This window comes from Superficieibacter sp. (genome assembly GCF_032071645.1).
Lineage (GTDB): Bacteria > Pseudomonadota > Gammaproteobacteria > Enterobacterales > Enterobacteriaceae > Superficieibacter.
Window position 1 is genome coordinate 303,691 of sequence record NZ_DAMAPU010000002.1, and the last position, 24,887, is coordinate 328,577.

26 protein-coding genes and 1 pseudogene are annotated in these 24,887 nt (G+C 52.1%); 9 read left to right on the plus strand and 18 right to left on the minus strand.

What is annotated here, in order from left to right:
* Position 1: 1 nt before the first annotated feature.
* Positions 2-1,165, minus strand: coding sequence for an alcohol dehydrogenase (gene yqhD, locus RT197_RS05770; protein WP_312948250.1), 1,164 nt, complete (start codon positions 1,163-1,165; stop codon positions 2-4).
* 171 nt (positions 1,166-1,336) lie between these two features.
* On the opposite strand from yqhD, the gene RT197_RS05775 reads away from it, so the two are divergent.
* Positions 1,337-2,236, plus strand: a complete 900-nt coding sequence (locus RT197_RS05775; protein WP_312948251.1) for an AraC family transcriptional regulator — start codon at positions 1,337-1,339, stop codon at positions 2,234-2,236.
* A 29-nt stretch (positions 2,237-2,265) separates the two neighbouring features.
* On the opposite strand, the gene yghB is transcribed toward RT197_RS05775, so the two are convergent.
* A complete protein-coding gene (gene yghB / locus RT197_RS05780) occupies positions 2,266-2,925 on the minus strand; it encodes a DedA family general envelope maintenance protein YghB (protein ID WP_312948252.1) in 660 nt (219 codons plus the stop codon).
* A 186-nt stretch (positions 2,926-3,111) separates the two neighbouring features.
* Positions 3,112-4,302 (minus strand): cystathionine beta-lyase, encoded by a 1,191-nt coding sequence (gene metC, locus RT197_RS05785; RefSeq protein ID WP_312948254.1) that lies wholly within the window; start codon positions 4,300-4,302, stop codon positions 3,112-3,114.
* A gap of 250 nt (positions 4,303-4,552) precedes the next feature.
* Here metC and exbB point away from each other — a divergent pair, with 250 nt between their 5' ends.
* Positions 4,553-5,287 carry a tol-pal system-associated acyl-CoA thioesterase gene (gene exbB, locus RT197_RS05790; protein WP_312948257.1) on the plus strand — a complete coding sequence of 245 codons (735 nt, stop codon included), beginning with the start codon at positions 4,553-4,555 and terminating at the stop codon, positions 5,285-5,287.
* 6 nt (positions 5,288-5,293) lie between these two features.
* The gene (gene exbD, locus RT197_RS05795; protein ID WP_312948259.1) at positions 5,294-5,719 is read left to right on the plus strand and encodes a TonB system transport protein ExbD; all 426 of its coding nucleotides are present in this window, start codon (positions 5,294-5,296) and stop codon (positions 5,717-5,719) included.
* Positions 5,720-5,774: 55 nt separating this feature from the next.
* Here exbD and RT197_RS05800 read toward each other — a convergent pair whose 3' ends face one another.
* The 3 genes from RT197_RS05800 to RT197_RS05810 all read right to left on the minus strand — a co-directional run bounded on the left by RT197_RS05800 (position 5,775) and on the right by RT197_RS05810 (position 7,595).
* The gene (locus tag RT197_RS05800) at positions 5,775-6,671 is read right to left on the minus strand and encodes an SDR family oxidoreductase (RefSeq protein WP_312948260.1); all 897 of its coding nucleotides are present in this window, start codon (positions 6,669-6,671) and stop codon (positions 5,775-5,777) included.
* Positions 6,672-6,736: 65 nt separating this feature from the next.
* Entirely contained in the window at positions 6,737-7,189 is a 453-nt protein-coding gene (locus tag RT197_RS05805; protein WP_312948262.1) for a cytoplasmic protein, read from the minus strand.
* A gap of 1 nt (position 7,190) precedes the next feature.
* Positions 7,191-7,595 (minus strand): hypothetical protein, encoded by a 405-nt coding sequence (locus tag RT197_RS05810; RefSeq protein ID WP_312948264.1) that lies wholly within the window; start codon positions 7,593-7,595, stop codon positions 7,191-7,193.
* 100 nt (positions 7,596-7,695) lie between these two features.
* On the opposite strand from RT197_RS05810, the gene RT197_RS05815 reads away from it, so the two are divergent.
* Both RT197_RS05815 and RT197_RS05820 read left to right on the plus strand, forming a co-directional pair.
* Positions 7,696-8,199, plus strand: coding sequence for an ESA_00282 family adhesion-associated protein (locus RT197_RS05815; protein ID WP_312948266.1), 504 nt, complete (start codon positions 7,696-7,698; stop codon positions 8,197-8,199).
* Positions 8,200-8,383: 184 nt separating this feature from the next.
* Complete coding sequence (locus RT197_RS05820) at positions 8,384-10,018, plus strand: methyl-accepting chemotaxis protein (protein ID WP_312948267.1); 1,635 nt, start codon at positions 8,384-8,386, stop codon at positions 10,016-10,018.
* Positions 10,019-10,061: 43 nt separating this feature from the next.
* Here RT197_RS05820 and yghU read toward each other — a convergent pair whose 3' ends face one another.
* Positions 10,062-10,928 (minus strand): glutathione-dependent disulfide-bond oxidoreductase, encoded by an 867-nt coding sequence (gene yghU, locus RT197_RS05825; protein WP_312948268.1) that lies wholly within the window; start codon positions 10,926-10,928, stop codon positions 10,062-10,064.
* Positions 10,929-11,063: 135 nt separating this feature from the next.
* Between yghU and gss the strand changes: the two genes are divergently transcribed.
* Complete coding sequence (gene gss, locus RT197_RS05830; protein WP_312948270.1) at positions 11,064-12,920, plus strand: bifunctional glutathionylspermidine amidase/synthase; 1,857 nt, start codon at positions 11,064-11,066, stop codon at positions 12,918-12,920.
* A 38-nt stretch (positions 12,921-12,958) separates the two neighbouring features.
* Here gss and RT197_RS05835 read toward each other — a convergent pair whose 3' ends face one another.
* The 11 genes and pseudogenes from RT197_RS05835 to tssD all read right to left on the minus strand — a co-directional run.
* Positions 12,959-14,359, minus strand: coding sequence for a DUF1996 domain-containing protein (locus RT197_RS05835; RefSeq protein ID WP_312948272.1), 1,401 nt, complete (start codon positions 14,357-14,359; stop codon positions 12,959-12,961).
* A 62-nt stretch (positions 14,360-14,421) separates the two neighbouring features.
* Positions 14,422-16,272, minus strand: a complete 1,851-nt coding sequence (locus tag RT197_RS05840; RefSeq protein ID WP_312948274.1) for a glycoside hydrolase family 15 protein — start codon at positions 16,270-16,272, stop codon at positions 14,422-14,424.
* 65 nt (positions 16,273-16,337) lie between these two features.
* Complete coding sequence (locus RT197_RS05845; RefSeq protein WP_312948276.1) at positions 16,338-17,231, minus strand: SDR family oxidoreductase; 894 nt, start codon at positions 17,229-17,231, stop codon at positions 16,338-16,340.
* Between the two features lie 116 nt (positions 17,232-17,347).
* Positions 17,348-17,527 (minus strand): hypothetical protein, encoded by a 180-nt coding sequence (locus RT197_RS05850; RefSeq protein ID WP_312948278.1) that lies wholly within the window; start codon positions 17,525-17,527, stop codon positions 17,348-17,350.
* Between the two features lie 291 nt (positions 17,528-17,818).
* Complete coding sequence (locus RT197_RS05855) at positions 17,819-18,268, minus strand: hypothetical protein (RefSeq protein WP_312948280.1); 450 nt, start codon at positions 18,266-18,268, stop codon at positions 17,819-17,821.
* Entirely contained in the window at positions 18,261-18,533 is a 273-nt protein-coding gene (locus RT197_RS05860; protein WP_312948281.1) for a hypothetical protein, read from the minus strand. The genes RT197_RS05855 and RT197_RS05860 overlap by 8 nt, the downstream gene beginning before the upstream one ends.
* 261 nt (positions 18,534-18,794) lie before the next feature.
* Complete coding sequence (locus tag RT197_RS05865; protein WP_312948283.1) at positions 18,795-19,343, minus strand: Imm15 family immunity protein; 549 nt, start codon at positions 19,341-19,343, stop codon at positions 18,795-18,797.
* A complete protein-coding gene (locus tag RT197_RS05870; protein WP_312948285.1) occupies positions 19,340-19,954 on the minus strand; it encodes an RHS repeat-associated core domain-containing protein in 615 nt (204 codons plus the stop codon). The genes RT197_RS05865 and RT197_RS05870 overlap by 4 nt, the downstream gene beginning before the upstream one ends.
* A 178-nt stretch (positions 19,955-20,132) precedes the next feature.
* A complete protein-coding gene (locus tag RT197_RS05875; RefSeq protein ID WP_312948287.1) occupies positions 20,133-20,501 on the minus strand; it encodes an Imm8 family immunity protein in 369 nt (122 codons plus the stop codon).
* On the minus strand, positions 20,498-21,520 hold the full coding sequence (locus RT197_RS05880; RefSeq protein WP_409529676.1) for an RHS repeat-associated core domain-containing protein: 1,023 nt from the start codon (positions 21,518-21,520) through the stop codon (positions 20,498-20,500). Before RT197_RS05880 ends, RT197_RS05875 begins: the two co-directional genes overlap by 4 nt.
* A gap of 119 nt (positions 21,521-21,639) precedes the next feature.
* Positions 21,640-21,921 (minus strand): annotated as a pseudogene (gene tssD / locus RT197_RS05885) (type VI secretion system tube protein TssD); the annotation flags it as partial.
* Between the two features lie 552 nt (positions 21,922-22,473).
* On the opposite strand from tssD, the gene tssB reads away from it, so the two are divergent.
* Genes tssB through tssE form a run of 3 tightly spaced genes read left to right on the plus strand, consistent with a single transcriptional unit; the run spans position 22,474 to position 24,886 of the window.
* Positions 22,474-22,968 carry a type VI secretion system contractile sheath small subunit gene (gene tssB, locus RT197_RS05890; RefSeq protein ID WP_312948289.1) on the plus strand — a complete coding sequence of 165 codons (495 nt, stop codon included), beginning with the start codon at positions 22,474-22,476 and terminating at the stop codon, positions 22,966-22,968.
* A 23-nt stretch (positions 22,969-22,991) separates the two neighbouring features.
* Positions 22,992-24,467, plus strand: a complete 1,476-nt coding sequence (tssC, locus tag RT197_RS05895) for a type VI secretion system contractile sheath large subunit (protein WP_312948291.1) — start codon at positions 22,992-22,994, stop codon at positions 24,465-24,467.
* Positions 24,468-24,472: 5 nt separating this feature from the next.
* Positions 24,473-24,886, plus strand: a complete 414-nt coding sequence (gene tssE, locus RT197_RS05900) for a type VI secretion system baseplate subunit TssE (protein WP_312948293.1) — start codon at positions 24,473-24,475, stop codon at positions 24,884-24,886.
* Position 24,887 lies beyond the last annotated feature (1 nt).

Here is a 24,887-nt window from a genome sequence, read left to right on the forward strand (position 1 = left end):
GTTAACGTGCCGCTTCGTAAATCCGGCGGCTGATGTCGGGGGTGATATCACCGTGTTCGCCCAGCGCGGTCATCCCGTGCTCTTCCAGCTTCGCCAGCAGCGCCGGGATAGAGCTACCGTCCAGGCCGTAGCCGGAAAGGCGGGTCGGCACGCCGAGCTGTTCGAAGAAGTGACGGGTGGCGGCGATGGCGGCGTCAATGCGCTCGTCTTCGCTACCCTCGGTAATATTCCAGACGCGTTCGGCGTACTGGAGCAGCTTGCCGCGCTTGGCAGCACGCTTTTCATTCCACAGCGCGGGCAGCACGACCGCCAGCGTCTGCGCGTGATCGAGGCCGTGCATCGCCGTTAGCTCATGGCCCAGCATATGGGTGGCCCAGTCCTGCGGCACGCCCGCGCCGATCAGGCCGTTGAGCGCCTGGGTCGCCGCCCACATGACGTTGGCGCGCACATCGTAGTTTTCCGGCTCCTGAAGCGCTTTCGGGCCGTCTTCAATCAGCGTCAGCAGAATGCCTTCCGCAAAACGATCCTGGATTTTGCCGTTCACCGGATAAGTGACGTACTGTTCAACGGTGTGAACGAATGCATCGACCACGCCGTTAGCGACCTGGCGCGGCGGCAGAGTGTAGGTGTAAACCGGGTCGAGAACCGCAAAGACCGGCTGCACGAACGGAGAGTGAAACGCCTGCTTGTCGCCAGTCGTTTTACGCGAGATCACCGCGCCTTTGTTGGATTCAGATCCGGTGGCGGGCAGGGTCAGGACGGAGCCCATCGGGATTGCGCTTTTGATTTCGCTGCCGCTGGTTTGCAAAATGTGCCACGGATCGATGCCGTCCGGGTAGTGAGCGGCGGCGGCAATAAATTTAGTGCCGTCGAGAACTGAACCGCCGCCGACGGCCAGCAGAAAAGTGATGTGGTCATCGCGGGCAATTTTTACCGCGTTCATCAGCGTTTCATAAGACGGGTTTGGCTCAATGCCGCCGAATTCGCGCACGTCCAGCCCGGCGAGCGCGCTGTGAACCTGATCCAGCACGCCGGTTTTTTTCACGCTACCGCCGCCATAAGTGATAAGTACGCGGGCGTCAGCCGGGATCTGCGCACGCAGATCGGCAATCGCGCCTTTACCAAACAGGATGCGGGTGGGGGTATGCAGAGTAAAATTATTCATTGTTCGTTCCCTAATGTGGGTGAAAAAACAGGCTTTCATTGTGGGCGTGCTGTGGTCTGCTCTCAATGCATATTCCTGTCGATCTCTTGCCCATTTCTCCACGGCGCTGGAGAATGCGGATAAATGCAGGCACACTCATATTCCCTCATTGCGCCCCGGAGATGACCCATTATGGACCGTCAGGAAATCTGCCAGCAACTCACCGAAAAAATTAACCTGCTAAGAGCTAACGAAAAATCCCTGAGCACCCTGCTGCCGGACGTGCGTCTGCTGTACGGCACCCAGCCGGGGACGCGCACGCCGGTGATGTATCAGCCGGGGATCGTTTTTCTCTTTTCCGGCTATAAAATTGGTTATATCAATGAGCGCGTTTTTCGCTATGACACCAATGAGTATCTGCTGCTTACCGTACCGCTGCCGTTCGAGTGCGAAACCTACGCCACGCCGGAAGTGCCGCTGGCCGGGCTGCGCCTGAATGTGGATATCCTGCAATTGCAGGAACTGCTGATGGATATTGGTGAAGACGAGAGTTTTCAGCCTGGCTCATCGGCGAGCGGTATTAACTCGTCGGTGCTGTCGGATGACATTCTCTGCGCGGCGGAGCGGCTGCTGGACGTAATGGAGCGCCCGCTGGATGCGCGCATTCTCGGCAGGCAGATTATCCGCGAGCTTCTTTATCACGTTCTCACCGGCCCGCGTGGGGGCGCACTGCTGGCGCTGGTCAGCCGCCAGACGCATTTCAGCCTGATCAGCCGGGTGCTCAAGCGCATCGAAAGCCACTACACCGAGAACCTGAGCGTTGATCAGCTCGCTGCCGAAGCGAATATGAGCGTCTCCGCGTTTCACCATAATTTCAAATCGGTCACCAGCACCTCGCCGTTGCAGTATCTGAAATCGTATCGCCTGCATAAGGCGCGGATGCTGATGATCCACGATGGCATGAAGGCCAGCGCGGCGGCGATGCGGGTAGGTTACGAAAGCGCTTCGCAATTCAGTCGGGAATTTAAGCGCTATTTTGGCATGACGCCGGGTGAGGACGCGGCGAGGATCAGAACGTTACAGGGCGTGTAATCGCCCCGGTTTAGCGGGGCGGCGGGCGATCAGGCGTTACAGTATTTCTTTTTGACCACCACGATAATGGTGCCAAGCAGCCCGGCGACCAGCAGGAAAATCGGCAGGACCATCAGGAAGGTCATGACCTGATCTTCATGACGCTTGACGAAGGGGATCATGCTGAGCGCGTAGCCGAAGCTGGTGACGACCAGCACCCACAGCAGCGCACTTAACCAGTTAAAAAACTGAAAGCGGCGGTTGGACAGGCCGGAAATGCCCGCCATTGTCGGCAGCAGCGTACGCACGAAAGCCAGGAAACGCCCCGCCAGCAACGCCAGCAGGCCGTGCCGGTCAAACATGCAGGTTGCCCGCTGGTGGTATTTTTCGGGAAGCTGCGACAGCCAACCTTTGACCACGCGGGTATTGCCCAGCCAGCGCCCCTGCGCGTAGCTTAGCCAGCAGCCAAGACTGGCTGCGGTGGTCAGAATGACAACGGTGGGAACAAAACCCATGACGTCGCGGGCGATCAGCGCGCCCGCCAGTAAAAGCAGGCTGTCGCCCGGTAAGAAAGACGCAGGCAGGAGGCCGTTTTCCAGAAACAGCGTGGCGAACATAACCAGATAAACAACACCAATAACGTGCGGATTCGCCAGAGCAGCGAAATCATGCTGCCAGAGTGCGGCGACGATATTATGAATAACAGCCATGAACTTTCCCGTGAAACTGCATCTATTCGACGATTGTATCTTTTACTGCCCCGGGACACCTTGATCCCGGACGCAACATTACAGACTTTTCCACTTTTGAAGTACGAAAAGATGTGCTTCTGGTCGCCTGTCCGCGTCATCTTCCAGGTCACGAGCGCTTACGCGACCGGAGTGATTTTGCGTTTATTATGACACGATACGGGAAAAACCGGCTGCTAAATCGGCAAGAAGATCGTCAACATTCTCTAAACCAATATGAACACGGATCAGCGTACCGTCAAAGTCCACTTCGCCGTCGGGACGAATGGCGGCAATGTGCTCCGGCTGGTTGGCGAGGATCAGCGATTCATAGCCGCCCCACGAGTAGGCCATGCTGAACAGCGTGAAGTTGTCGAGGTACTCCGCCAGCTCCGCGTCGTTAAGTCGCTTTTTCAGCACGAACGAGAACAGGCCGCTGCTACCGGTGAAATCGCGTTTCCAGAATTCATGGCCTTTGCTGCCGGGCAGGGCAGGGTGATTCACCTGCTCAACCTGCGGATGAATGGCCAGCCATTCGGCAATTTTCAGGCTGCTTTCATGATGCTGACGCAGGCGAACGCCCAGCGTGCGCAGACCACGGCTGGTCATGTAGGCGGTGTCCGCATCCACCATCTGCCCCATCAGGTAGGCGTTCTCGCGCAGTTGATCCCAGCAGCGGGCGTTGGCGACGGCAGTGCCGACCATCGCATCGGAATGCCCAATCAGGTATTTCGTGCCCGCCTGAATGGAGATATCAATGCCGAAATCCAGCGCCTTAAACAGAATGCCCGCCGCCCAGGTGTTGTCGATCATAATGATGGCATCAGGCGCTACACGCCTGACCGCGCTCACAATCGCCGGAACGTCATGCACTTCCATGGTGATCGAGCCGGGGGATTCCAGAAAAACCACTTTAGTGTTGGGGCGCACCAGATCGGCAATTTTTGCGCCGATTGTTGGATCGAACCAGCCAGTGGTGACGCCCAGTTTACCGAGAATTTTCGTGGCAAAGTCCTGCGTCGGTTCATAGGCACTGTTTGTAATAAGGATATGATCGCCCTGTTCGACAAACGCCAGAATGCTGTTTGCTACCGCCGCCGCACCGCAGGGAAACAGCGCGCAGCCCGCGCCGCCTTCCAGTTCACACATCGCTTCCTGAAGCGAAAAATGGGTCAGCGTTCCGCGACGACCATAAAAGAGTTCGCCCTTCGCCCGGTTGCGGGTGGCCTGTTTTTTTGCCGCCACGCTGTCGAATACCAGCGACGAGGCGCGCTGAATGACGCTGTTTACCGATCCCTGGGTGTATTTTTTGCTGCGCCCTGCATTCACCAGGGCCGTATCAATGTGCTTCTCTGCCATAGTCGCTCAACCTGCTTTTATCCATCTGGATGTCTAAATTAACACGATTGATGCATTATGCACCCGCGCGCAGGTGCATTCAGTAGAAAAATTTCCCGGAATTCGACTTAAGACTTTTTTACTGCGTAAGCGCAAGGAAAATGAGCGGAATTTGCGGCAGTATGTAAATACTAATGAGAACTACTATCAATTCGATGATGTTTTGATATTATTATGCTCAGATTTGTGACCTGGGTCCTGGAGATTAAGAGTGGGTAATAATTTGATGCAGACGGATCTCTCCGTTCTGGGCATGTATCAACATGCTGACATCGTGGTTAAAATTGTGATGATTGGTCTGCTTCTGGCGTCGGTTGTCACCTGGGCTATTTTCTTCAGCAAAAGCGTGGAAATGCTGGCGCATAAGCGTCGTATTAAGCGCGAACAGCAGCAGCTCGCTGAAGCCCGCTCTCTGGACCAGGCCAGCGATATCGCCTCCTCCTTCCACGCCCGAAGCCTCAGCACTCGCCTGATTTATGAAGCACAGAACGAACTGGAGCTTTCCGAAGGTTCAACGGATAACGAAGGGATTAAAGAGCGCACCAGCTTCCGCCTGGAACGTCGCGTGGCGGCGTTTGGTCGCCACATGGGACGCGGCAACGGTTATCTCGCCACCATCGGCGCGATTTCCCCGTTCGTCGGCCTGTTCGGGACAGTGTGGGGGATCATGAACAGCTTTATCGGTATCGCCCAGACCCAGACCACTAACCTGGCGGTCGTTGCGCCGGGCATCGCGGAAGCGCTGCTGGCAACGGCGATTGGCCTGATTGCGGCCATTCCGGCGGTGGTGATTTACAACATTTTCGCCCGTATGATTGCCAGCTACAAAGCCTCGCTCGGTGATGTTGCCGCGCAAATTCTGCTGTTGCAGAGCCGCGATCTCGATCTCGATGCCAGCAACGTCGCGCATCCTGTGCGTACCACCCAGAAACTCCGCTTAGGGTAATGCAGCATGGCTTTGCATCTTAATGAAAATCTGGATGATAACGGTGAAATGCATGACATCAACGTCACGCCGTTTATCGACGTGATGTTGGTGCTGCTGATTATCTTCATGGTGGCCGCGCCGCTGGCGACTGTCGATGTGAAGGTGAATCTCCCGGCTTCCTCCAGCCAGCCGCAGCCGCGACCGGAAAAACCGATTTATCTTTCGGTGAAAGCAGACAACAGCATGTTCCTCGGTAACGATCCGATCACCGACGAGACGATGGTTAACACGCTGAATACCCTGACCGAAGGTAAGAAAGACACCACCATTTTCTTCCGTGCGGATAAAACCGTGGATTACGAAACGATGATGAAAGTGATGGATACACTGCACCAGGCAGGCTATCTGAAGATTGGTCTGGTAGGTGAAGAAGTGACGAAAGCGAAGTAATCGCCCTCGTCGCCTCAGTCAATGAAAGCTGGCTTCATGCCAGCTTTTTTTATGCCTAGCCTAAATGTTCCCCGCCGCATACGCCGTGCACTTCGGCAGTAACGTAGCTGGATTCATGGCTTGCCAGATAGACATAAATCGGTGCCAGCTCGGCTGGCTGCCCGGCACGCTTCATCGGCGTTTGCTGACCAAACTCCGGCAGCTTGTGCTGCGGCTGACCGCCAGAAACCTGAAGTGCTGTCCAGATTGGACCTGGCGCGACCACGTTTACCCGAATACCTTTCTCTGCAACCTGCTTGGCCAGACCACGACTGTAGTTAAGGATCGCGGCTTTAGTCGAGGCGTAGTCCAGCAGGTGCGGGCTGGGCTGGTAGGCCTGGATGGAGGAGGTGGTGATAATGCTTGCCCCCGGTTGCAGGTGCGGCAGCGCCTCCTGGGTGATCCAGAACAGCGCAAACACGTTCACCGCGTAGGTCTGCTGAAACTGTTCACTGGTCAAATCGGCGATGTCCTCAATGGCGGTCTGTTTCCCGGCGACCAGCGCCAGCACATCCAGTCCGCCGAGCGCTTCACGGGCCTTATGCACCAGCGAGCGGGCGAAAGATTCATCACTCAGGTCGCCAGGGATCAGGACCGCTTTACGGCCCGCCGCCTCAATCAGCGCTTTCACTTCCTGCGCGTCTTCTTCTTCCGCAGGCAGATAGTTGATTGCCACGTCTGCACCTTCACGTGCGTAAGCAATGGCGGCAGCGCGTCCGATACCGGAGTCACCACCTGTCACCAGTGCCTTACGCTCTTTAAGACGACCGCTTCCCACATAGCTTTTTTCACCGCAGTCCGGCACCGGCGTCATTTTGGCCTGTACGCCCGGCGCAGGCTGCTTCTGTTTTGGGTATTCACCGGTGTGATATTGGGTGGTTGGATCCTGGACAGTGGTTTGATTCTTTGACATGAATACGATCTCCATGGTGGGTGACGAATACGTTAAGCGTAGTCGCCCATACCGGAGGGGGGAAATTAATCGGGATCTTCTGTACCCGGTGTGGCTGCGGGCTGAGGGGCGGGCGGGACGTTTTCCAGCGGGACGATGCGCACGTTGGCGGTGCGAAAACCGCCGTCGGAGAGTTTACGGGTGAGGGAAAGCGTTGCCGTCTCGCGCTCACGTATGCGTTGATATTTCTCTTCTACGCCGTCGAGGATTTTGTCTTCCAGATCGGGACGGCGGGCGATAATCTCATTAAGGATTGCGCCGTAAATTTCTTCTTTGATCTGATAGGCGTATATCTCGCGGCGGTTCTGCCATTTCATTTTGACCAGCGCAGCGGGGATTGAAGTCAGCGCTTTCGCCGTGTTCTGAATGGTGGCATTTTTATCGCTAATCAATACCGCAAGATTGTGCTTTAAGATAACTTCATCGCTTTTTGTATCGTCTAAAGTCAAATAAACGTCTTTGCTATCATATTTTTTCACGTTATTCGTCCTCCAGATTGTAAAACATAGGCGCAGCCTTTTCGCCGGTAATCAAATTAAGCCAAATTTCATTTCCGGCTTCATTAATCTCCAGCGTTTTATCTGCTAAAATTTGACTTAATTCCTGAGCAGAGAAATCACCTTCGGCCTGTAACTGATTAAGGATGTGGCAGAAAGCTTCAATTTTGACAACACGGAACAGTCTGTCTTTTATATGGCGATCGCGTTCTTCCAGTAACATATTTCTGGAAAAAGCGCTGCGCCCGGACGAGGTTAATATGTCTCTTTCGAAATCGGCGAGGGTTCTTTTTCCCTGAGTTAAACTGGCGGTACTTTCTGCTTCCCCACTTTCTTCCCCTGTCTCGGACGTGTGAAAGCGAGCCGGGATAAGGGTCTCGGGTATCATTTAAATTCCTTAACTTTCAACATCATGGGGAACATTATAATATGAGGCTCGTTGACAATAACATGGCGCACTTTTAAAATCAAAAAAAATGGAGCGCGCCATGAACAGCATTATTTATTTAGTGATTGCACTGCTATTGCTCACCGCTATTATTCTCTTCCTGATGGCAGAGTTCAATAAAGCACCGACGGAAAGTGAAGAAGAATCACCGGCACCGGTAGTCGCGAGGTCGAAAGAAGAGGGGGAAGACCATTTCTCCCGGCTAATGAATGCAATTACTCCGGCATGGTACTGGCGGGTAAATCATGAATATATTGACTTTTTACATGCCACTATTAAGCGCATGGACGTCACGCAAATAAAGGCGACGCCGGGTTTATTTGACGCCCAGCGTCGCTGTAGCGATCTCAATTCTGCGGTGTATAAATATTACGACAATCTTAAACAGCGCTGCCTGAACGGCGAGAAGGTGCCGCACGCCGACCTCGACGTGGTGAATCTGCAACAGTGTTTTCGCGAGTTCAGCCTAGACGCTTACCCCACGCTGGTCGCGCTGGTGTGGCCAGAATTCCAGCGCCCGTTCGTGAAACCTTACCATGTTTAACCCTGATCTCTGGCAGGATATTCCTCTAAATCAGGTTAAGAAAAATGATTGTTCTGTTGTGTAGCAGCACTGAATTTACCTTTATGAAAAGTAATATTTACAAAAAATAATCACAAAAGGTTATAAATTCTCCACGCCTTGCCGATAACGAGAGGTAAGCAATCCCACAAGGCAAGGAACTTCAATGCGACTTCTTCGTAATCTCACTATCCGCCTCGTTATGCTGATGATCCTCGGTATCTTCTGCGTGCTATGGTGCGGCGTCGGCCTGTACAGCGTTTTTGCCCTCAGCAAAGTCGCTGAAGGGAACGACATTGACCGGCAACTGGTTAAACAAATGACCGTGTTAAGTCAGGGTAACGATCAGTATTTTCGTTTTGTAACCCGTCTTGGTCGGGCGATGGAAACCAAAGCGGCAGGCGGCACGGCGGATTTTGCGTCGCCGCAGCAGGCGCTGGAGAGTATGCGCTCCAGACTGGAGGAGCTGAAAAAGCTCTCTCCTGGCGCGATGGATGCGCAAATCTCGGCGGAAGTGATCAACAACTGGCAGGCGCTGCTGGACCAGGGTGTGATCCCGCAAATGCAGCGCGCGCAGCAGGGAACGGCGGAGGAGTATCGCGCTCAGGCCAATCAAATCACGCCGCCGCTGAGCCGCGCGTTTGGTCAAAGCGCCGAGAAATTCAACGCCGCTGCCGCAACAACGCTTGAGCGCACCCGCGTGATGGTAGATGCGCGGACCAGCGTCACCCGTTACGCCATTATCGCGGCGGTGATCGTCGGCATTTTGCTGCTGATTTTTTCTGACCGCTACCTGGTTAATTTTCTGGTTAAGCCGCTGGAGCGTATTCGCCAGCAGTTCCGGCAGATTGCGCAGGGCGATCTGAGCCAACCGATGGACGATCTGGGGCGTAACTGCGTCGGGCAACTGGTGCCGCTGTTACAGGCGATGCAGGAAAGCCTGCGCGATGCGGTCAGCAATATTCGCTCCGGCAGTGAAAACATCTGGCGCGGGGCGACCGAAATTGCCAACGGCAATAACGATCTCTCTTCGCGCACCGAAGAGCAGGCTGCGGCGCTGGAAGAGACGGCGGCCAGCATGGAGCAACTGACCGCGACGGTGAAACTGAACGCCGACCATGCTCAGCAGGCCAGCGAGCTTGCCGATGTCGCTTCAACCACCGCCAGCCGTGGCGGCGAACTGGTTGGAGAAGTCGTCGATACGATGGTCGGTATCTCCGCCAGCTCGAAGAAAATCGCCGAAATTACCAATGTGATCAACAGCATTGCCTTCCAGACCAATATTCTGGCGCTTAACGCGGCGGTGGAAGCGGCGCGGGCGGGTGAGCAGGGGCGCGGTTTTGCTGTGGTGGCAGGCGAAGTCCGTAATCTCGCCAGCCGCAGTGCGAACGCGGCCAAAGAGATCGAAACGCTGATTGCTGATTCCGTGAATCGGGTGGATAAAGGCTCGCGTCTGGTTTCCGATGCCGGAACCACGATGGAGGCAATCCTGCGCGCGGTGCAGGAAGTGACTACCATTATGAAGCAGATCGCAGCGGCAACAGGCGAGCAGAGCAAAGGCATTTCTCAGGTCGGGATCGCCATTACGCAAATGGACGGCGTGACCCAGCAGAACGCCTCGCTGGTTGAGCAGGTCTCGGCGGCAGCGGCGGCGCTGCGCATCCAGACCGAAGACTTGCAAAGCTCGGTGCAAAAATTCCGGCTTTCTGCGCAGGAGGCCCGGATGCCTGAGGTCGTGACGCCCGTCATTACGCCACGCACCGGAAAAAACGCATCACAGGAAGAGTGGGTGGCTTTCTGATGGACTCACGCTCCCGCCGGCATAAGCCCGGCGGGAGCGTCGATCAGGACTGGCGTTTGTCTTCGGTCTGGTTATCGAAGTCGCTGGCGTCGTGACGTTCGTGGAGCTGTTCGTTGAGCGGGCCGTTGGTGCGGTTAACAATACGTCCACGCTTCACCGCCGGACGGCTGGCGATCTCATTCGCCCAGCGCAGTACGTTTTTGTAGCTGCCAGCATCCAGGAATTCAGCGGCGTCATAAACGTTGCCAAGCACCACGTTGCCGTACCACGGCCAGATTGCCATATCCGCAATGGTATATTCCTCGCCCGCCACGTACTGATGCCGGGCAAGCTGTTTATCCAGCACATCAAGCTGACGCTTCGCCTCCATGGTGAAGCGGTCAATCGCGTACTCAATTTTCACCGGGGCGTAGCTGAAAAAGTGTCCAAAGCCGCCGCCGAGAAACGGAGCCGATCCCTGTAGCCAGAACAGCCAGTTAAGGGTTTCGGTACGGGCCGCCAGATCTTTTGGCAAAAAGTAGCCGTATTTTTCCGCCAGATAAACGAGGATCGACCCGGATTCAAATACCCGCGTCGGCGGGGTAGTGGAATGATCGCGCAGCGCCGGGATTTTCGAGTTCGGATTGACGTCAACAAAGCCGCTGGAGAACTGGTCGCCCTCGCCGATGCGGATCAGCCAGGCGTCGTATTCCGCGCCGGTCACGCCTTTCGCCAGCAGTTCTTCCAGCATAATGGTCACTTTCTGGCCGTTCGGCGTTCCCAGTGAATACAGCTGGAGCGGATGCTGACCGACAGGAAGCTCCTTTTCATGCGTTGCGCCAGAGACCGGGCGGTTGATATTGGCAAATGCGCCGCCGCCTTTCTGGTTCCATGTCCATACCTTCGGGGGTTGATAGCTATTTTCTGACATGTTGTCCTGCCTTGTTGAGGTGAAGTCATTGCCTTTATGACAACGGATGAATTTTTCCTTTGTTGGATCATGGTAGCGGCTAATGAGGAGTATGATAAGTCGATGTCTGTCTGGTTAGCACATAAGGTCAGGTTAATGAGCAACGCAATTACCCATCAGGATGCCCCTTTTGGGACGCTTTTAGGCTATGCCCCCGGCGGTGTGGCGATCTACTCTTCCGATTACAGCTCCCTCGATCCCAAAGAGTATGCCGATGACGCGGCCTTCCGCAGCTATATCGACAACGAATACATGGGCTATAAATGGCAGTGCGTGGAGTTCGCCCGCCGTTTTCTGTTCCTTAACTATGGCGTGGTGTTTACCGACGTCGGTATGGCGTGGGAGATTTTCTCGCTGCGCTTTCTGCGCCAGGTGGTGAATGACAACATTCTGCCGCTACAGGCGTTTGCCAACGGCTCGCGGCGTCCTCCTGAAGCGGGTGCGCTGCTGATCTGGCAAAAAGGCGGCGAGTTTAAAGATACCGGACACGTCGCGGTGATCACCCAACTGCGCAAGAACAGCGTCAGGATCGCCGAGCAGAACGTGCTGCACACCCCGCTCCCTCCCGGTCAGCAGTGGACCCGTGAGCTGACGCTGGTGGTTGAAGATGGCCGTTACACCCTGCGTGATACTTTTGATGACACCACCATTCTGGGCTGGATGATCCAGACGGATGACACCGAATACAGCCTGCCGCAGCCGGAAGTGGCCGGTGATGCGCTGGTCATTAAAGGCGCACGCCTTGAAAACAAAGGGCAGTTTGACGGTAAGTGGCTTAATGAGGATGACCCGCTGCAGCACGCCTATGTGCAGGCAAACGGTCACGTGATCAATCGCGATCCCGAACAGTATTTTACCATTTCGCAAACCGCCGAGCAGGAACTGATCAAAGCCACTAACGAGCTGCACCTGATGTATCTCCACGCCACCGACAAGGTGATGAAGGATGATAATCTGCTGGCGCTGTTTGATATTCCTAAAATCCTCTGGCCGCGCCTGCGCCTTTCCTGGCAGCGCCGTCGCCACGACATGATCACCGGGCGAATGGATTTTTGTATGGATGAGCGCGGGCTAAAAGTCTATGAGTACAACGCGGATTCAGCCTCCTGCCACACCGAAGCGGGGCTGATCCTCGAACGCTGGGCCGAACGGGGCTATAAAGGCAAAGGCTATAACCCCGGCGAAGGGCTGCTGAACGATCTGATCGGTGCCTGGAAACACAGCCACGCCCGCCCCTTTGTTCATATCATGCAGGATAAGGACATCGAGGAGAACTACCACGCCCAGTTTATGCAGCAGGCGCTGGAGCAGGCCGGATTCGAAAGCAAAATCCTGCGCGGGCTGGACGAACTCTGCTGGGATAGCGCGGGTCAGCTTGTTGATGGCGACGGGCGGCTGGTTAACTGCGTCTGGAAAACCTGGGCCTGGGAGACTGCACTGGAGCAGGTGCGTGAAGTCAGCGAGACGGAGTATGCCGCTGTGCCCATCCGCACCGGGCACCCGCAGCACGAGGTGCGTCTCATCGACGTGCTGCTGCGTCCTGAAGTGTTAGTATTCGAACCGCTGTGGACGGTGATCCCCGGCAATAAAGCCATTCTGCCGATCCTCTGGTCGCTGTTCCCGCACCATCGTTATCTGCTGGATACCGATTTTGTGGTCAATGACGAGCTGGTGCAGACGGGATACGCAGTCAAACCGATTGCCGGTCGCTGCGGCAGCAATATCGATCTGGTAAGCCATCAGGAAGAGCTGCTGGACAAAACCAGCGGTAAATTTGCCGCGCAGAAAAATATTTACCAGCAGCTCTGGTGTCTGCCCAGGGTTGCCGGGAAATATATTCAGGTTTGCACGTTTACCATCGGCGGCAGCTACGGCGGAACGTGCCTGCGCGGGGACGATTCGCTGGTGATCAAAAAAGAGAGCGATATTGAACCGCTGATTGTCGAGAAGTAACCCGCTGGCGGAGCCAGTTAAGGCTCCGCCATGCGCCGTTAACTCTGCGAAACTTTTTTATACCCCGTCAGCATCAGCACCAGACTTTGCCGCGACTCCTCCGGGTAAAATTCATAGTGGTTGCCCTGACGGTCGCCGCCGATATACCAGGAAATCTCGCTTTTCCCTTCTGCCAGCGCTTTGCGCACGGCTTTATCCACATCCACATAACGATACTCGCGGGTGTTGTTAATGTAGAGACTTCCGTCCGCGTTGTAGTTCGCTGCCGGGCGCGTATTCCAGGTCAAGATTCGGGTATTCCAGCTGTTGCTGGTCGGATAGAGGAATATCTGATGCGTGCCGTTTTTTTCGACGGTGCTGCCGTACAGACGCACGCGGTATTTGAACAGTGAGGTATCCATTCCCGCGGGCAGATGAGGAATTTTAAATTTAATCAGCGCCAGGGTTTCCGAATTGTGGGTACGTCCGCCGTTGCTCCAGTCATCCCGTACTTCCAGTCTGGCAGGCGAGTCGTTGTGAATATTCGGCCTCTGACTGCTGACCCAGGTATTTTCTTCCGCTTTTGACCAGGCATAGGGAACGTTGGAGCCGCAGTCCATGTCGTTATTCATGCACATTTCGGTCATGAAGTGCGCGGATTCTTCGCGCCAGCCGTTCATAAAGTCAGCGTGCGCGGTATAAATGCTGCCCCAGTGCTCCTCACGGTGATTGCCATTCAGGGTCGGGTCCAGCGATAGCTGTATTTTTGAGGTATCCAGTGAAGTCAGATGCGGCATCACATACGCGATGTTCATATTGATCCCTGGCAGTTTGATCGGATAGTCCGCCGGGCATTTGCCGTTATCCGCATAGGCCGCGTTGCTGTGGTCGCGGGTTGGTTTGAGGTGAGTGCCGTCCCAGCAGTTGGGGAACAAAATACCGATATTAAACTGCACGGCATCGCCTGATTTACGCAGCCCGCAGACTTCACCTGCGGTATGGGTGGCTTCCGCGTCGGAGCATAAAAAGTTAATGCTGGCGTTGGGGCCGGTGCCGCGATGATCGCCCGCCAGCAGTTCAAGTCCCGCCGGGAAAGGATGCAGCGGATATTTATCCACGCCTGACGCCTGATAATACGTTTTCTGCCAGGCGGGTTTTACCACCTCGCCGTCGGGCAGTTTCAGGCTGGGTGCCCACCAGGCTGAGCTGTCAGCCTGGTTATCACAACTGGTTTCCGGCTGCGTGCGCAGCGTCTGCCATGTTGAGGAGGCATCAGTGTGGGTGTTGCCAAAAAAATCGTACAGTATTGCCTGGCCTGCTTTGCCGAACATCATAATGGCATCGTCGCCGAGGGTGTGGTGGTAGGCGCACAGGGTCTGCGCCTGCGGGCCTGCATGAGCGTCAAAAGTGCATAGCGTGAGGGCAGAGAGCAGCCCGCTGGCGATAGCAATAAGTTTCATAGTAGCGTTCCTGCTGAATGTAAATAGCGCCAGATTTAGCAGGAAGCGCCGGGTTTAACATGTCACTTACTATCAATTACTCTCATCTTACTCGCGCGCTGGTCGTGATCGGTCATGGCTTGCGCGGCGCAGATCAGCGCCAGATGGCTCAGTCCCTGAGGCATATTGCCGCTCCAGGTACCCGTTCTGACGTCGAACATTTCATTGAAGGTTTCGACGTTGCCCTTATCGCACAACGAGTCGAGGATCTCTTTCATCGCTTCTTCGGCTTTATCGATATGCCCCATCGCCGCCCAGGCTTCAGCCAGCCAGAACGAGCAGGCTACGAAGGTATTTTCTTCCTGGTCCACGCCGCTGTAGCGGTAGAGCATTGCGCAGTCATTGCCCAGATCCTTGCGGATCGCCTGATAGGTCGCCAGCATCCGCTGCGGATCCACTTTGCGTCCGTAGCGATGCACCAGCGCCAGCGAAGCGTCCAGACCGCCGTCGCTGCCAGGATAAAACAGGTATGCCTGCTTCTCTTCACTCCAGCAGTGGCTTTCGATCCAGTCGCGGATGCGGTCCCGCTCGCGCTGCCAGCGATGTAGCCAGGTCGGTTCGATGTGCTTCTCTTCCGCCATCAGTACCGCCATATCCAGCGCCAGCCAGCAGGCCATTTTTGAGTGCGTGTAGTGCTGGAGATCCGGTAATTCCCAGATCCCGGAGTCCTTCTGCCGCCAGTGATCGGCGCAGCAGTTCGCCAGTTCTCCAAGCAGGCGGGAGGTCGTCAGATCCAGGACGTGCCCGGCTTTAACGAACAGCTGCGCGGTAGCCAGCATATCGCCGTACATGCTTAACTGCATTTGATCGCGGGCGTTATTGCCCACACGGACCGGCGTCGAGTCTTTATAACCGCGCAGCGGCGGGAAGGTTTCTTCCGGCACCAGATCGCCCTCAAGGGTGTAACAGGCATGGAGCCGCACGCCGTGGCGCAGGATAGTTTTCGACAGCCAGGAGAACGCGGCTTTACACTCTTCCAGCGCGCCGAGGAAGGCAAAGGCTTTGATGATCAGGCAGGCATCGCGGATCCACGCGTAGCGATAGTCGTAATTTTTCTCGCCGCCGATACCTTCCGGCAGCGAGGTGGTTGCGGCGGCAGCCAGCGCGCCGGTCGGGGAGTACCAGAGAAATTTCAGCGCCAGCGCCGAACGGCCAACGTGTTTCTGGAAGCGTCCTTCGTAGCTCAGGCTTTTTGCCCAGTCGCACCAGGCGGTATGGCTGGTTTCAATTCGATCATCAATCGCGGAAAGCTCCGGCACCGCCAGCGGCTCTTTTTCCGTCACCAGCAGCGCGACCAGCGCCCGTGAACCCGGCGACGTTTTTAGCCGACCTTCAACCTGTTCGTCATCAGCATGCATAATATTCACTTCATCGCTGGTGCGCAGCATCGCCATCAGATCGGCAATATGGTAGACATTCCCCAGGTTTGTCTGCGCCATCCACGGTGAGCGGGTCTCCGCGCGGGTGCCAAAGCGCAACGAAAGTTTAAGGGTGACCTCACCTTCAACACCTTCAATACGACGCGCCAGTTCGCTCCACGGCAGTCGGCCCGCCAGCGTGCTGTTGATGGATTCCGTCAGCAGGACTTTACCCGTTTCGGTTTCAAAACAGGTTTCCAGCACGTTGCTGTCCTGCCGGTACTGGCGGGTAGCTTTATATTCCCCTTCGGGCTCAAGCTGAAAAAAACCGCCGATACCGGGATCGAGCAGGCGATCAAAAAGGGGAGGGGAGTCGAGGTTAGGCGCACACCACCAGTCGATGGAACCATCGGGCGCGATCAGCGCCACTGAGCGCCCTTCGCCGATAGCCGCATAGTCGCCGAGTTCGGCGTAGCCCTCCTTGCGGACGGGGGAGTGATATTCAGCGTTCTTCAATGTTTATATCCAGGCTGATGCAGATAGCAGATATGGCCGCCGGACGGCGGCCATGCAGAACAGACTTATAACGTGCCGGTACCACCGTCAGAGCACCATACCTGGCCGGAGCTGTAGCTGCTCTCCGGGGAGGCCATCGTCACATACAGCGCAGCAATTTCTGCTGGCTGACCCGGACGACCCAGCGGCGCGCTGGCACCGAACTGTTTAACTTTTTCCTGTGGCTGACCCCCGCTGGACTGCAATGGCGTCCAGTATGGCCCCGGCGCGACAGCGTTCACCCGAATACCGTCTTTCCCCAGTTGCTGGGCCAGTGATTTGGTGAAGGCCACAATCGACGCTTTAGTCTGCGCATAGTCCAGCAGGATCGGGCTGGGCTGATAAGCCTGCACGGAAGACGTATTAATAATGCTGGCTCCGCGTGGCAGATGCTCCACCGCAGCACGAGTGATCCAGAACATTGCATAGACGTTAGTCTTGAACGTCGCATCAAAATCTTCAGTAGTCAGAGTGCGGATCGACTCATTGAACTGCTGGCGACCTGCGTTGTTAACCAGAATATCCAGCCCGCCAAGCTGACTGACTGCCTCTTTAACCAGCTTTTCACAGAACGCTTCCGAACGAATATCACCGGGAATAGCGATGGCTTTACGTCCTTCCGCCTCGATCAGCTTGATCACTTCCGCCGCGTCAGATTCTTCTTCCGGCAGATAGTTAATGGCAACATCCGCACCTTCACGCGCATAGGCAATCGCCACCGCACGACCGATACCTGAATCACCACCGGTGATCAGCGCCTTGCGTCCGGTCAACCGACCGGAGCCGCGATAGCTGGTTTCACCGTGATCGGGAACGGGGATCATCTTGCTGGCAAGGCCCGGTACTGGCTGCGGTTGCTCAACGAAGGGAGGAGTAGGGTATTCCGGTGCGAGGGAGGTTTTCTTGGTTTGCTCAGACATGCTTACTCCTTTGAACATTGTTTTAAGGTGTTAGTAAGCCTGGCATAGATGTGAGGTTTGTCACGTTTTTCGGGGGGGAGGATTCCTCGTTACGGATGTAGCAGGGAAGAGGTATTTCACTTTCTGGTCGCGGGAAGATGTTGCTTGCAGCAAACATTCTCATACACATACACCACCAGTCGTGCGGCGGTTTCTTCCGCCAGCAGCTGCAGGCCGTTCCAGATAAAATGCGTCACCTGCTCCCGTTCATTCCTGCCCGCAGAACCCGGACGCAGCACATGGCGCATCATACTCATAGCGGATATGGCGCTCCAGGCGGTGCCAGTCCGACGGCAGGCAGGTGCCCTTCACCAGCTGGTGAAATGAGTCATATTCCGGGTGCTACACTTCATGATACAGCGCCCGTTCCGTCACCCGGGCAACGCTGTCATAGCGGTAGCGAACGCCGTTCACCACTTCCGGGCGGTTATGGCAGCACGGCTTCTCCCCGCGTGACAGGCGGTTGCTGAAAGACGGAGGGTTTAGTGTGCTGAACGAAAGTTAAGTAATAAAAAATCCGGGAAGATTAGTTTTTTACCCGGCTACTTTTATTTTACTATTTCAGCATAAAAAAACGTTTCTTCATAAGAAAAAATTATATTGCTTGTGTTCGGAATATAAATAACACTCGCTTCATCACCAGGATAGAAAAAATCATCCCATGCTTTTATAAAGATATCCGCAGAAATGACAATAGCGGCAGCTCGCCGTCCCCAAAAGAATATAATATCAGAGATCCCTATTAACTTCTCGCGGAAAAAAATTGCAGACTCTTCTTCCTCATCAAAATCTAATTCCATTTTTTCAATGATACGGCATTGCGAAGGTTTAATACTCATTAACATATCAAATGGAAAAACCTGATCCCAAAGCTTCTCAGACTCATCCCCATTGAGAAGCACAATCTTTCTTTTCTCATCGGGAGATAAACGACAATCTTCTGAGTTCAGACGCCAAGCTATAGGGTAGAGAGCTTCATCAAAAATGATATCAGTCATAAAAAATATGCCCTTTTCCGCTACCTGGAGCCTTCTTACCTGTACCGTAATCCGACCATTTTATATGTGGCAGGTTATTCTCTGGCGCATTTATAGTATAAGATTCATTAGGATGATATTCAAAACCAGTCTTATCAGGGTAATTTTTACTTCCAAAATATTTTGGATACTCCGGGATATTAGATTTGGAGTTTTTCAATAGATTTTCTGCGGTACTCCTATCTGCAACCCTAAAATTAGGCTTACTACTGCCATTATTCTTCATTGTATCAACAGCCTTTTTCCACTCTACTGTTCCGGGTTTTATTACAGGTAGATTTGATGCATCACCAACTTCATTACCGGTAAGTCCACATCTTAATAATCCTAACGAATCGATCCATGACAGCGGATTCGGTGCATATGCATATAAATTCAGCCCGCCTCTTAATCCTATCGGGTCAGGATGCGTGATCTATCCATCCTGTGGGTCGTACCATCAATTTCATGTGTAACTTACTAAAATTTCCGCGTAGTAGTAAAAAATCTACGGTCTTGCTCTGATAATCTCATCATCATCATCATCGCTTTTAATTTGTATATAATTATTATTTATAATGTATACTCTTCTAACACTATCATTTTTCCCGGAAATATATACAGTATAGTCAGTCAAACCAAGTTCATTTATATATTTAATTGTTAGGATTTCTTCTTTAGAAGCAGTTTGCCTGAGTTTTACATAGGAAAAAAGCCATTTTTTCTTTCTTGTTATATATATATTTGGTGTAATACAATTTATCTCATCCATACTATCCCATTTGGTTATCGTCACACAACAAAAAAAATCCTCATATTCCTCCTTTTTTGTATTAAGGAATGAAACTTTCATAGCGTGCTCTGCTAATTTCACTGCATGTGAGATTAGTAATTTATTATTTTCATCGAATGGTGTATTTTTCAAAAAGGAAACACTTTTCCATCTGGAAAATAAAGGTATCTCCTCGAATGAATCATAATCAGCAAAATATATTTCATCATTATAAAACCCTTCATTTTCTAGGATTTTTTTTATTTTAGAATCTAATTTACTCATAGCCAATCGTCCACATTCCATCCATGATCTTTCAACCATTTTAGTGTTTTTTTGGAAAAGGATGGAGGACCATCATGAGTCGAGCCATCCTGATTTAATGCTGGATTTTTCCCTTTAACTGGTTTGGTTTGATGAGCATGCCACTGGCTACCAGGTACACTTTCTGGCTCTGGCTCATCTATACGTTTAATATCTTTCGGTCCTTGTCCTCTATCAATTTTTTTCTGCGCATCTTTTGGGGAGCCACCACTACACACCTTTGCTAACCCAAGAGGATCTATCCAGCTTAACGGATTAGGCGCATACTGATAAAGATTAATGCCCCCCGCCAGCCCTATCGGATCAGGCGTTAAAAATCTTCCCATATCAGGCGCATAATACCTGAACGTATTGTAGTGAAGCCCCGTTTCCCTGTCCAGATACTGACCCGCAAACCGCAGGTTCTCTTCCGGGGCCCCGTCATGTTTCTGATACCAGTAGCTGCCGCGTTCATCTGCGTATTCACCCAGCGTTTCTCCCCAGGTATCTGCATCAGGACGCCAGTGCTCTTTTCCCTCCGCGTCCGTCAGCGCCTCCGGCATCCCGTTCTGGCTGCAGCGGTAATAGTCCACCCGCGCGTTCTCTCCGCTCCCCCATATTCTTGCCAGCGGCGTGTAACTGCCTGGGTCTTCATACACGTACACCAGCGGCAGTCGTTTAAGTAGCTGAAGGGCGGGGTGTTTAGTGTACTGAACGGGAATTAAATAATAAAAAAGCCAGGAAGATTTAATTTCTTTCCCGGTTTTTAGATCATTTCATTGAATCATATTCCCAATAAAAATATCTACATAAGTCCTGTGATATATAGATATTATTTATAATCTCTATATTTGAAACAATAGAATTTAAGATGGACACAACTCCTTTCCATGAATATTCATCAACAAGTATTAGTTTATATTGCCTGTTAAGCAATTTTTTTTTATTTTTTAAACAAGACACCCCTTCGGTAGTTGCCACAACCACTGAATAAATATCGGAGGCATCTTCGTCACTCATGCCTATATTCATTTCAAGAAGATAAAAAACGTTATTGTCAATCGGCTCCCAAGTCCAGGGGTCATATATATCTGGAGACCAGTAGTTTTTTATTTCTAGTTTTCTTTGCTTTATTTTCATGGTAATGGCTCCGTATCCAGGTGAACATTGCTTGACCACGACCCTTCCGGAATCGTTCTACTTTGGAAGTTTACTTGAGTTCCGGTTTTTGACCACGGTTCACCAGTCAATGCATTTCTTCCTCCTTTCGGAAATGGCCCCCTATATTGTCTTAGACCATCTTCAGAAATCAAGAGATCAGAACCATAACCACTACTTCGCTTATAATTAGGTCCAACAAATGCCTCACCTAATCTGAAAGCATCATTGTTTGAAACAATGCCAGTTATTCCCCGGTTGCCACCGGCGGCAGTCTGGTTTCTAATTCTTTTTAGTTTATCCTTAAACTGCTGATTTGTTAGCTTACAATTTAGACCAAGCGGATCAATCCAACTCAGCGGATTAGGCGCATAAGCATACAGGTTTAACCCGCCTCTTAGCCCTATCGGATCAGGCGTTAAAAATCGCCCCATATCAGGCGCATAATACCTGAATGTATTGTAGTGAAGCCCCGTTTCCCTGTCCAGATACTGACCCGCAAACCGCAGGTTCTCTTCCGGGGCCCCGTCATGTTTCTGATACCAGTAGCTGCCGCGTTCATCTGCGTATTCACCCAGCGTTTCTCCCCAGGTATCTGCATCAGGACGCCAGTGCTCTTTTCCCTCCGCGTCCGTCAGCGCCTCCGGCATCCCGTTCTGGCTGCAGCGGTAATAGTCCACCCGCGCGTTCTCTCCGCTCCCCCATATTCTTGCCAGCGGCGTGTAACTGCCCGGGTCTTCATACACGTACACCAGCGGCAGGCCGTCCCGGTTTTCCGCCAGCAGCCGCAGGCCCTCCCACACGAACGTTGTCACGCGCTGCGTTTCTTTTACCCGGCCCCGGCCGTTTTCGTACTCCGTCACCACGCTGCGCTTTTCCGTCCGTCTTCCCAGCGGGTCGTGGCTGAAACGGACCTCATGCCGCGTTTTACCCGTCCCCGAAGGGATTTCAGTCACGGCTTCTGTCATCCGGTGCCCGCTGTCGTAGCGGTAATGCCACATTCCTTCCGGCCCCGGCTTTTGTATCAGCCTGCCGTAAGCATCGTACCTGCACGCCCCGTGCCTGCACTGCAGCTGCCGGTTATCCTTCAGTTGCTCCCCGGCCTGTGACGGCTCCAGCAGGTTATCGGCAGCATTTCACCGGAGGCCAGTGCGTTGTACATCAGCGGTACAGCTTTATTCAGTGCCACAGTAAAAATGAACGGCTTATGTGCGCGTTGACCCGAAGGCTGCCCAGACTGCGGATCGGTTGGAACAGTAATGTTATGCAGGAATTCCTGCACCAGCATTTCATCTTCATGACCCTGCACGAAAATATTACCAACAGAATCTGCGGTAAATGCACCTGCGGTAATATTCCCCTGAGTCTGACCCGTAATTGATATATAACATGGAGTTGGCATGGTTAATTCCTTATTCCGTTGCCGTATAGATACAACCTGTTAACACAGGTTCTTTTTTGCTAAAGATGCTATGCATCTTTTATTACATTCAAGCAGGCTTAATTCATATCTGGGAATGATGTTTTTCCTGGATTCATTCGCTAAATTATCTATAAACCAAAATGATGCCTTGGGCAAAAATATACGTACATTCAATGCTTATTAACGTTAATGACTTTTATTATTTATCGGGGTGATATGTCATAATTTAATTATGCTTCTACTGAATTTCTGCATTTGTTATTTTCACACTTAAACATAGGATTAGTACATAATGGAATGCTATTTTTACTCTTTGTTGTGATAATGATCACGTAAGTAATATTTGTCAATCCTGTCGGGAAAAACGATTTCATATTCTGGCTGACCAATAGTATGCTATTCCATGCTTATGTTATAACTGGCGTTAACGTTAATGGTTGGGTTCGTTTTTATTTGTGATGCTTATGTGATTCTTGATTTTTATAAATAAAAGCCAATTCATTAATTATTTATATGAGAAAGGTAAGAGCTATGAGCGTAAAAGATGGGTCCATTGCACCTAAAGAGCGTATCAATATCCGTTATATACCTAAAACTGACGGACAAAACTCCGAGGTGGAACTACCACTTAACCTACTGGTAGTTGGCGATACAAAAGGCTGTCGTGATGAAACTCCTGTTGATGAGCGGCCGATTGTGTCCATCAATAAACATAATTTTAACGCAGTAATGGCAGAGGCAGACATTAGTCTGAACTTTACAGTACCTGGTAGTCTGAAAGATACGAAAGATGATGAACTGAATGTAGCTCTGAATATTAAATCATTAGACGATTTTTCACCAGATAGCGTCTCCCGACAGGTACCTGAACTGAAAAAACTACTGGAATTGCGTGAGGCGTTGGTTGCTCTGAAGGGACCGATGGGCAATGTCCCTGCATTTCGGGCTCAGATTCAGGCGCTTTTAGATAATAATGACACCCGTGAGCAATTACTGCGGGAACTCAATATCGTGAATAATAAGTAATTCTGGCTAAGAAGGATTTTAGTATGTCTCTACAGGAAGAAGAACTCATCTCCATCACCCCTGAACGGAGTAGTCAGACTTCATCTTTGCTTGATGAAATTATGGCGCAAACTCGCATTCAGCCTGGTTCGGAAAGTTATGACATTGCTCGTCAGGGGGTAACTGCTTTTATAACAAGCATCCTGGAAGCCAATAGCACCACTGAGCCTGTTAATAAGCTCGCCGTGGATAGCATGATTGCTGATATCGACTATCGCATCGGTCGTCAGATGGATGAAATTATTCATGCCTCAGAGTTTCAGCAGTTAGAATCTTTTTGGCGCTCGTTAAAAACGATGGTTGACCGGGTTGATTTTCGCGAAAACATCAAAATTAATGTTCTTCATGCCACCAAAGAAGAGCTTCTCGAAGATTTTGAATTCGCTCCAGAGATTATTCAGTCTGGTTTTTACAAACATGTTTATTCCAGTGGCTATGGGCAGTTTGGTGGTGAGCCTGTCGCAGCGGTATTAGGTGCTTATGAATTTAAGAACAATGCACCCGATATGAAGTTACTGAAATATGTTAGCGCTGTGGGCGCGATGGCACATGCACCGTTCCTCTCTTCCATTTCACCAGAATTTATGGGACTGAATTCATGGACTGAATTACCTAATATCAAGGATCTGTATGCCATTTTTGAAGGCCCGGCATATACAAAATGGCGTGCTTTGCGCGAGTCTGAGGATTCTCGTTATTTAGGTTTAACCGCACCACGCTTCCTTCTTCGCCAGCCATACTCTGCGACAGATAATCCTGTCAGGAGTTTTAATTACTATGAAGATGTCAGCCGTAACCACGAAGACTACCTCTGGGGCAATACCGCCTGGATGCTGGCGAGCAATATTGCCGATAGTTTTGCTAAATATCGCTGGTGTCCAAATATTATTGGCCCGCAAAGTGGTGGCGCTGTAAAAGATCTGCCGGTACATCTCTTTGAATCTATGGGTCAGATTCAGGCCAAGATCCCTACGGAAGTGCTGATTACCGATCGCCGGGAGTTTGAACTGGCTGAAGAAGGGTTTATTACCCTGACTATGCGTAAAGACTCTGATAATGCTGCATTTTTCTCAGCAAACTCAGTACAAAAACCTAAACGTTTTCCCAGCAAAGCGGCAGAGACCAATTACAAGTTAGGAACGCAGTTACCTTACCTTTTTATTATCAACCGGTTGGCGCATTACATCAAAGTACTGCAACGTGAACAACTTGGTTCATGGAAAGAAAGAAGCGATCTTGAGCGGGAACTGAACACATGGATTCGCCAGTATGTTGCCGATCAGGAAAACCCACCAGCTGATGTCCGCAGTCGTAAACCGTTACGTGCCGCCAAAGTGGAGGTTATGGATGTAGATGGTGAGCCTGGCTGGTATCAGGTCGCATTATCCGTCCGTCCCCATTTTAAATATATGGGAGCAAATTTTGAGCTTTCTCTGGTCGGCCGATTAGACAAGGAATAAGCATTATGACACCGGATCGGGAAAGACCCGCAGGTTCTTTATTTGAACGTATGGAAGCCCCGTCGGCGAGAAGCCTGGGGGGAAGAAATCCAAATACACTCAGGAAGTCTATCCGTCAGAGCCTGCGTAATATTCTTAATACCCGATCCGGCAGTTGTCGGGGGGCTCCAGAACTGGGCATTGCGGAGCCTGAAAATGCTGAAAATTTTCGCGACGCAATGAGCCAGGCCATCGTTGAATGTATTGAGCGTTACGAACCGCGTATTTCACAGGTAGAGGTCCAGCCTGCGCGTCTTCATGCAGCCCATTCACAAGAAATGACTTTTCATATTACCGCATGGGTAATATTCAACGAGATGTGTGAAGTTCTTGAATTTGACATGGCACCAAACGGCAACCAGCATTATCGGGTGGAATGAG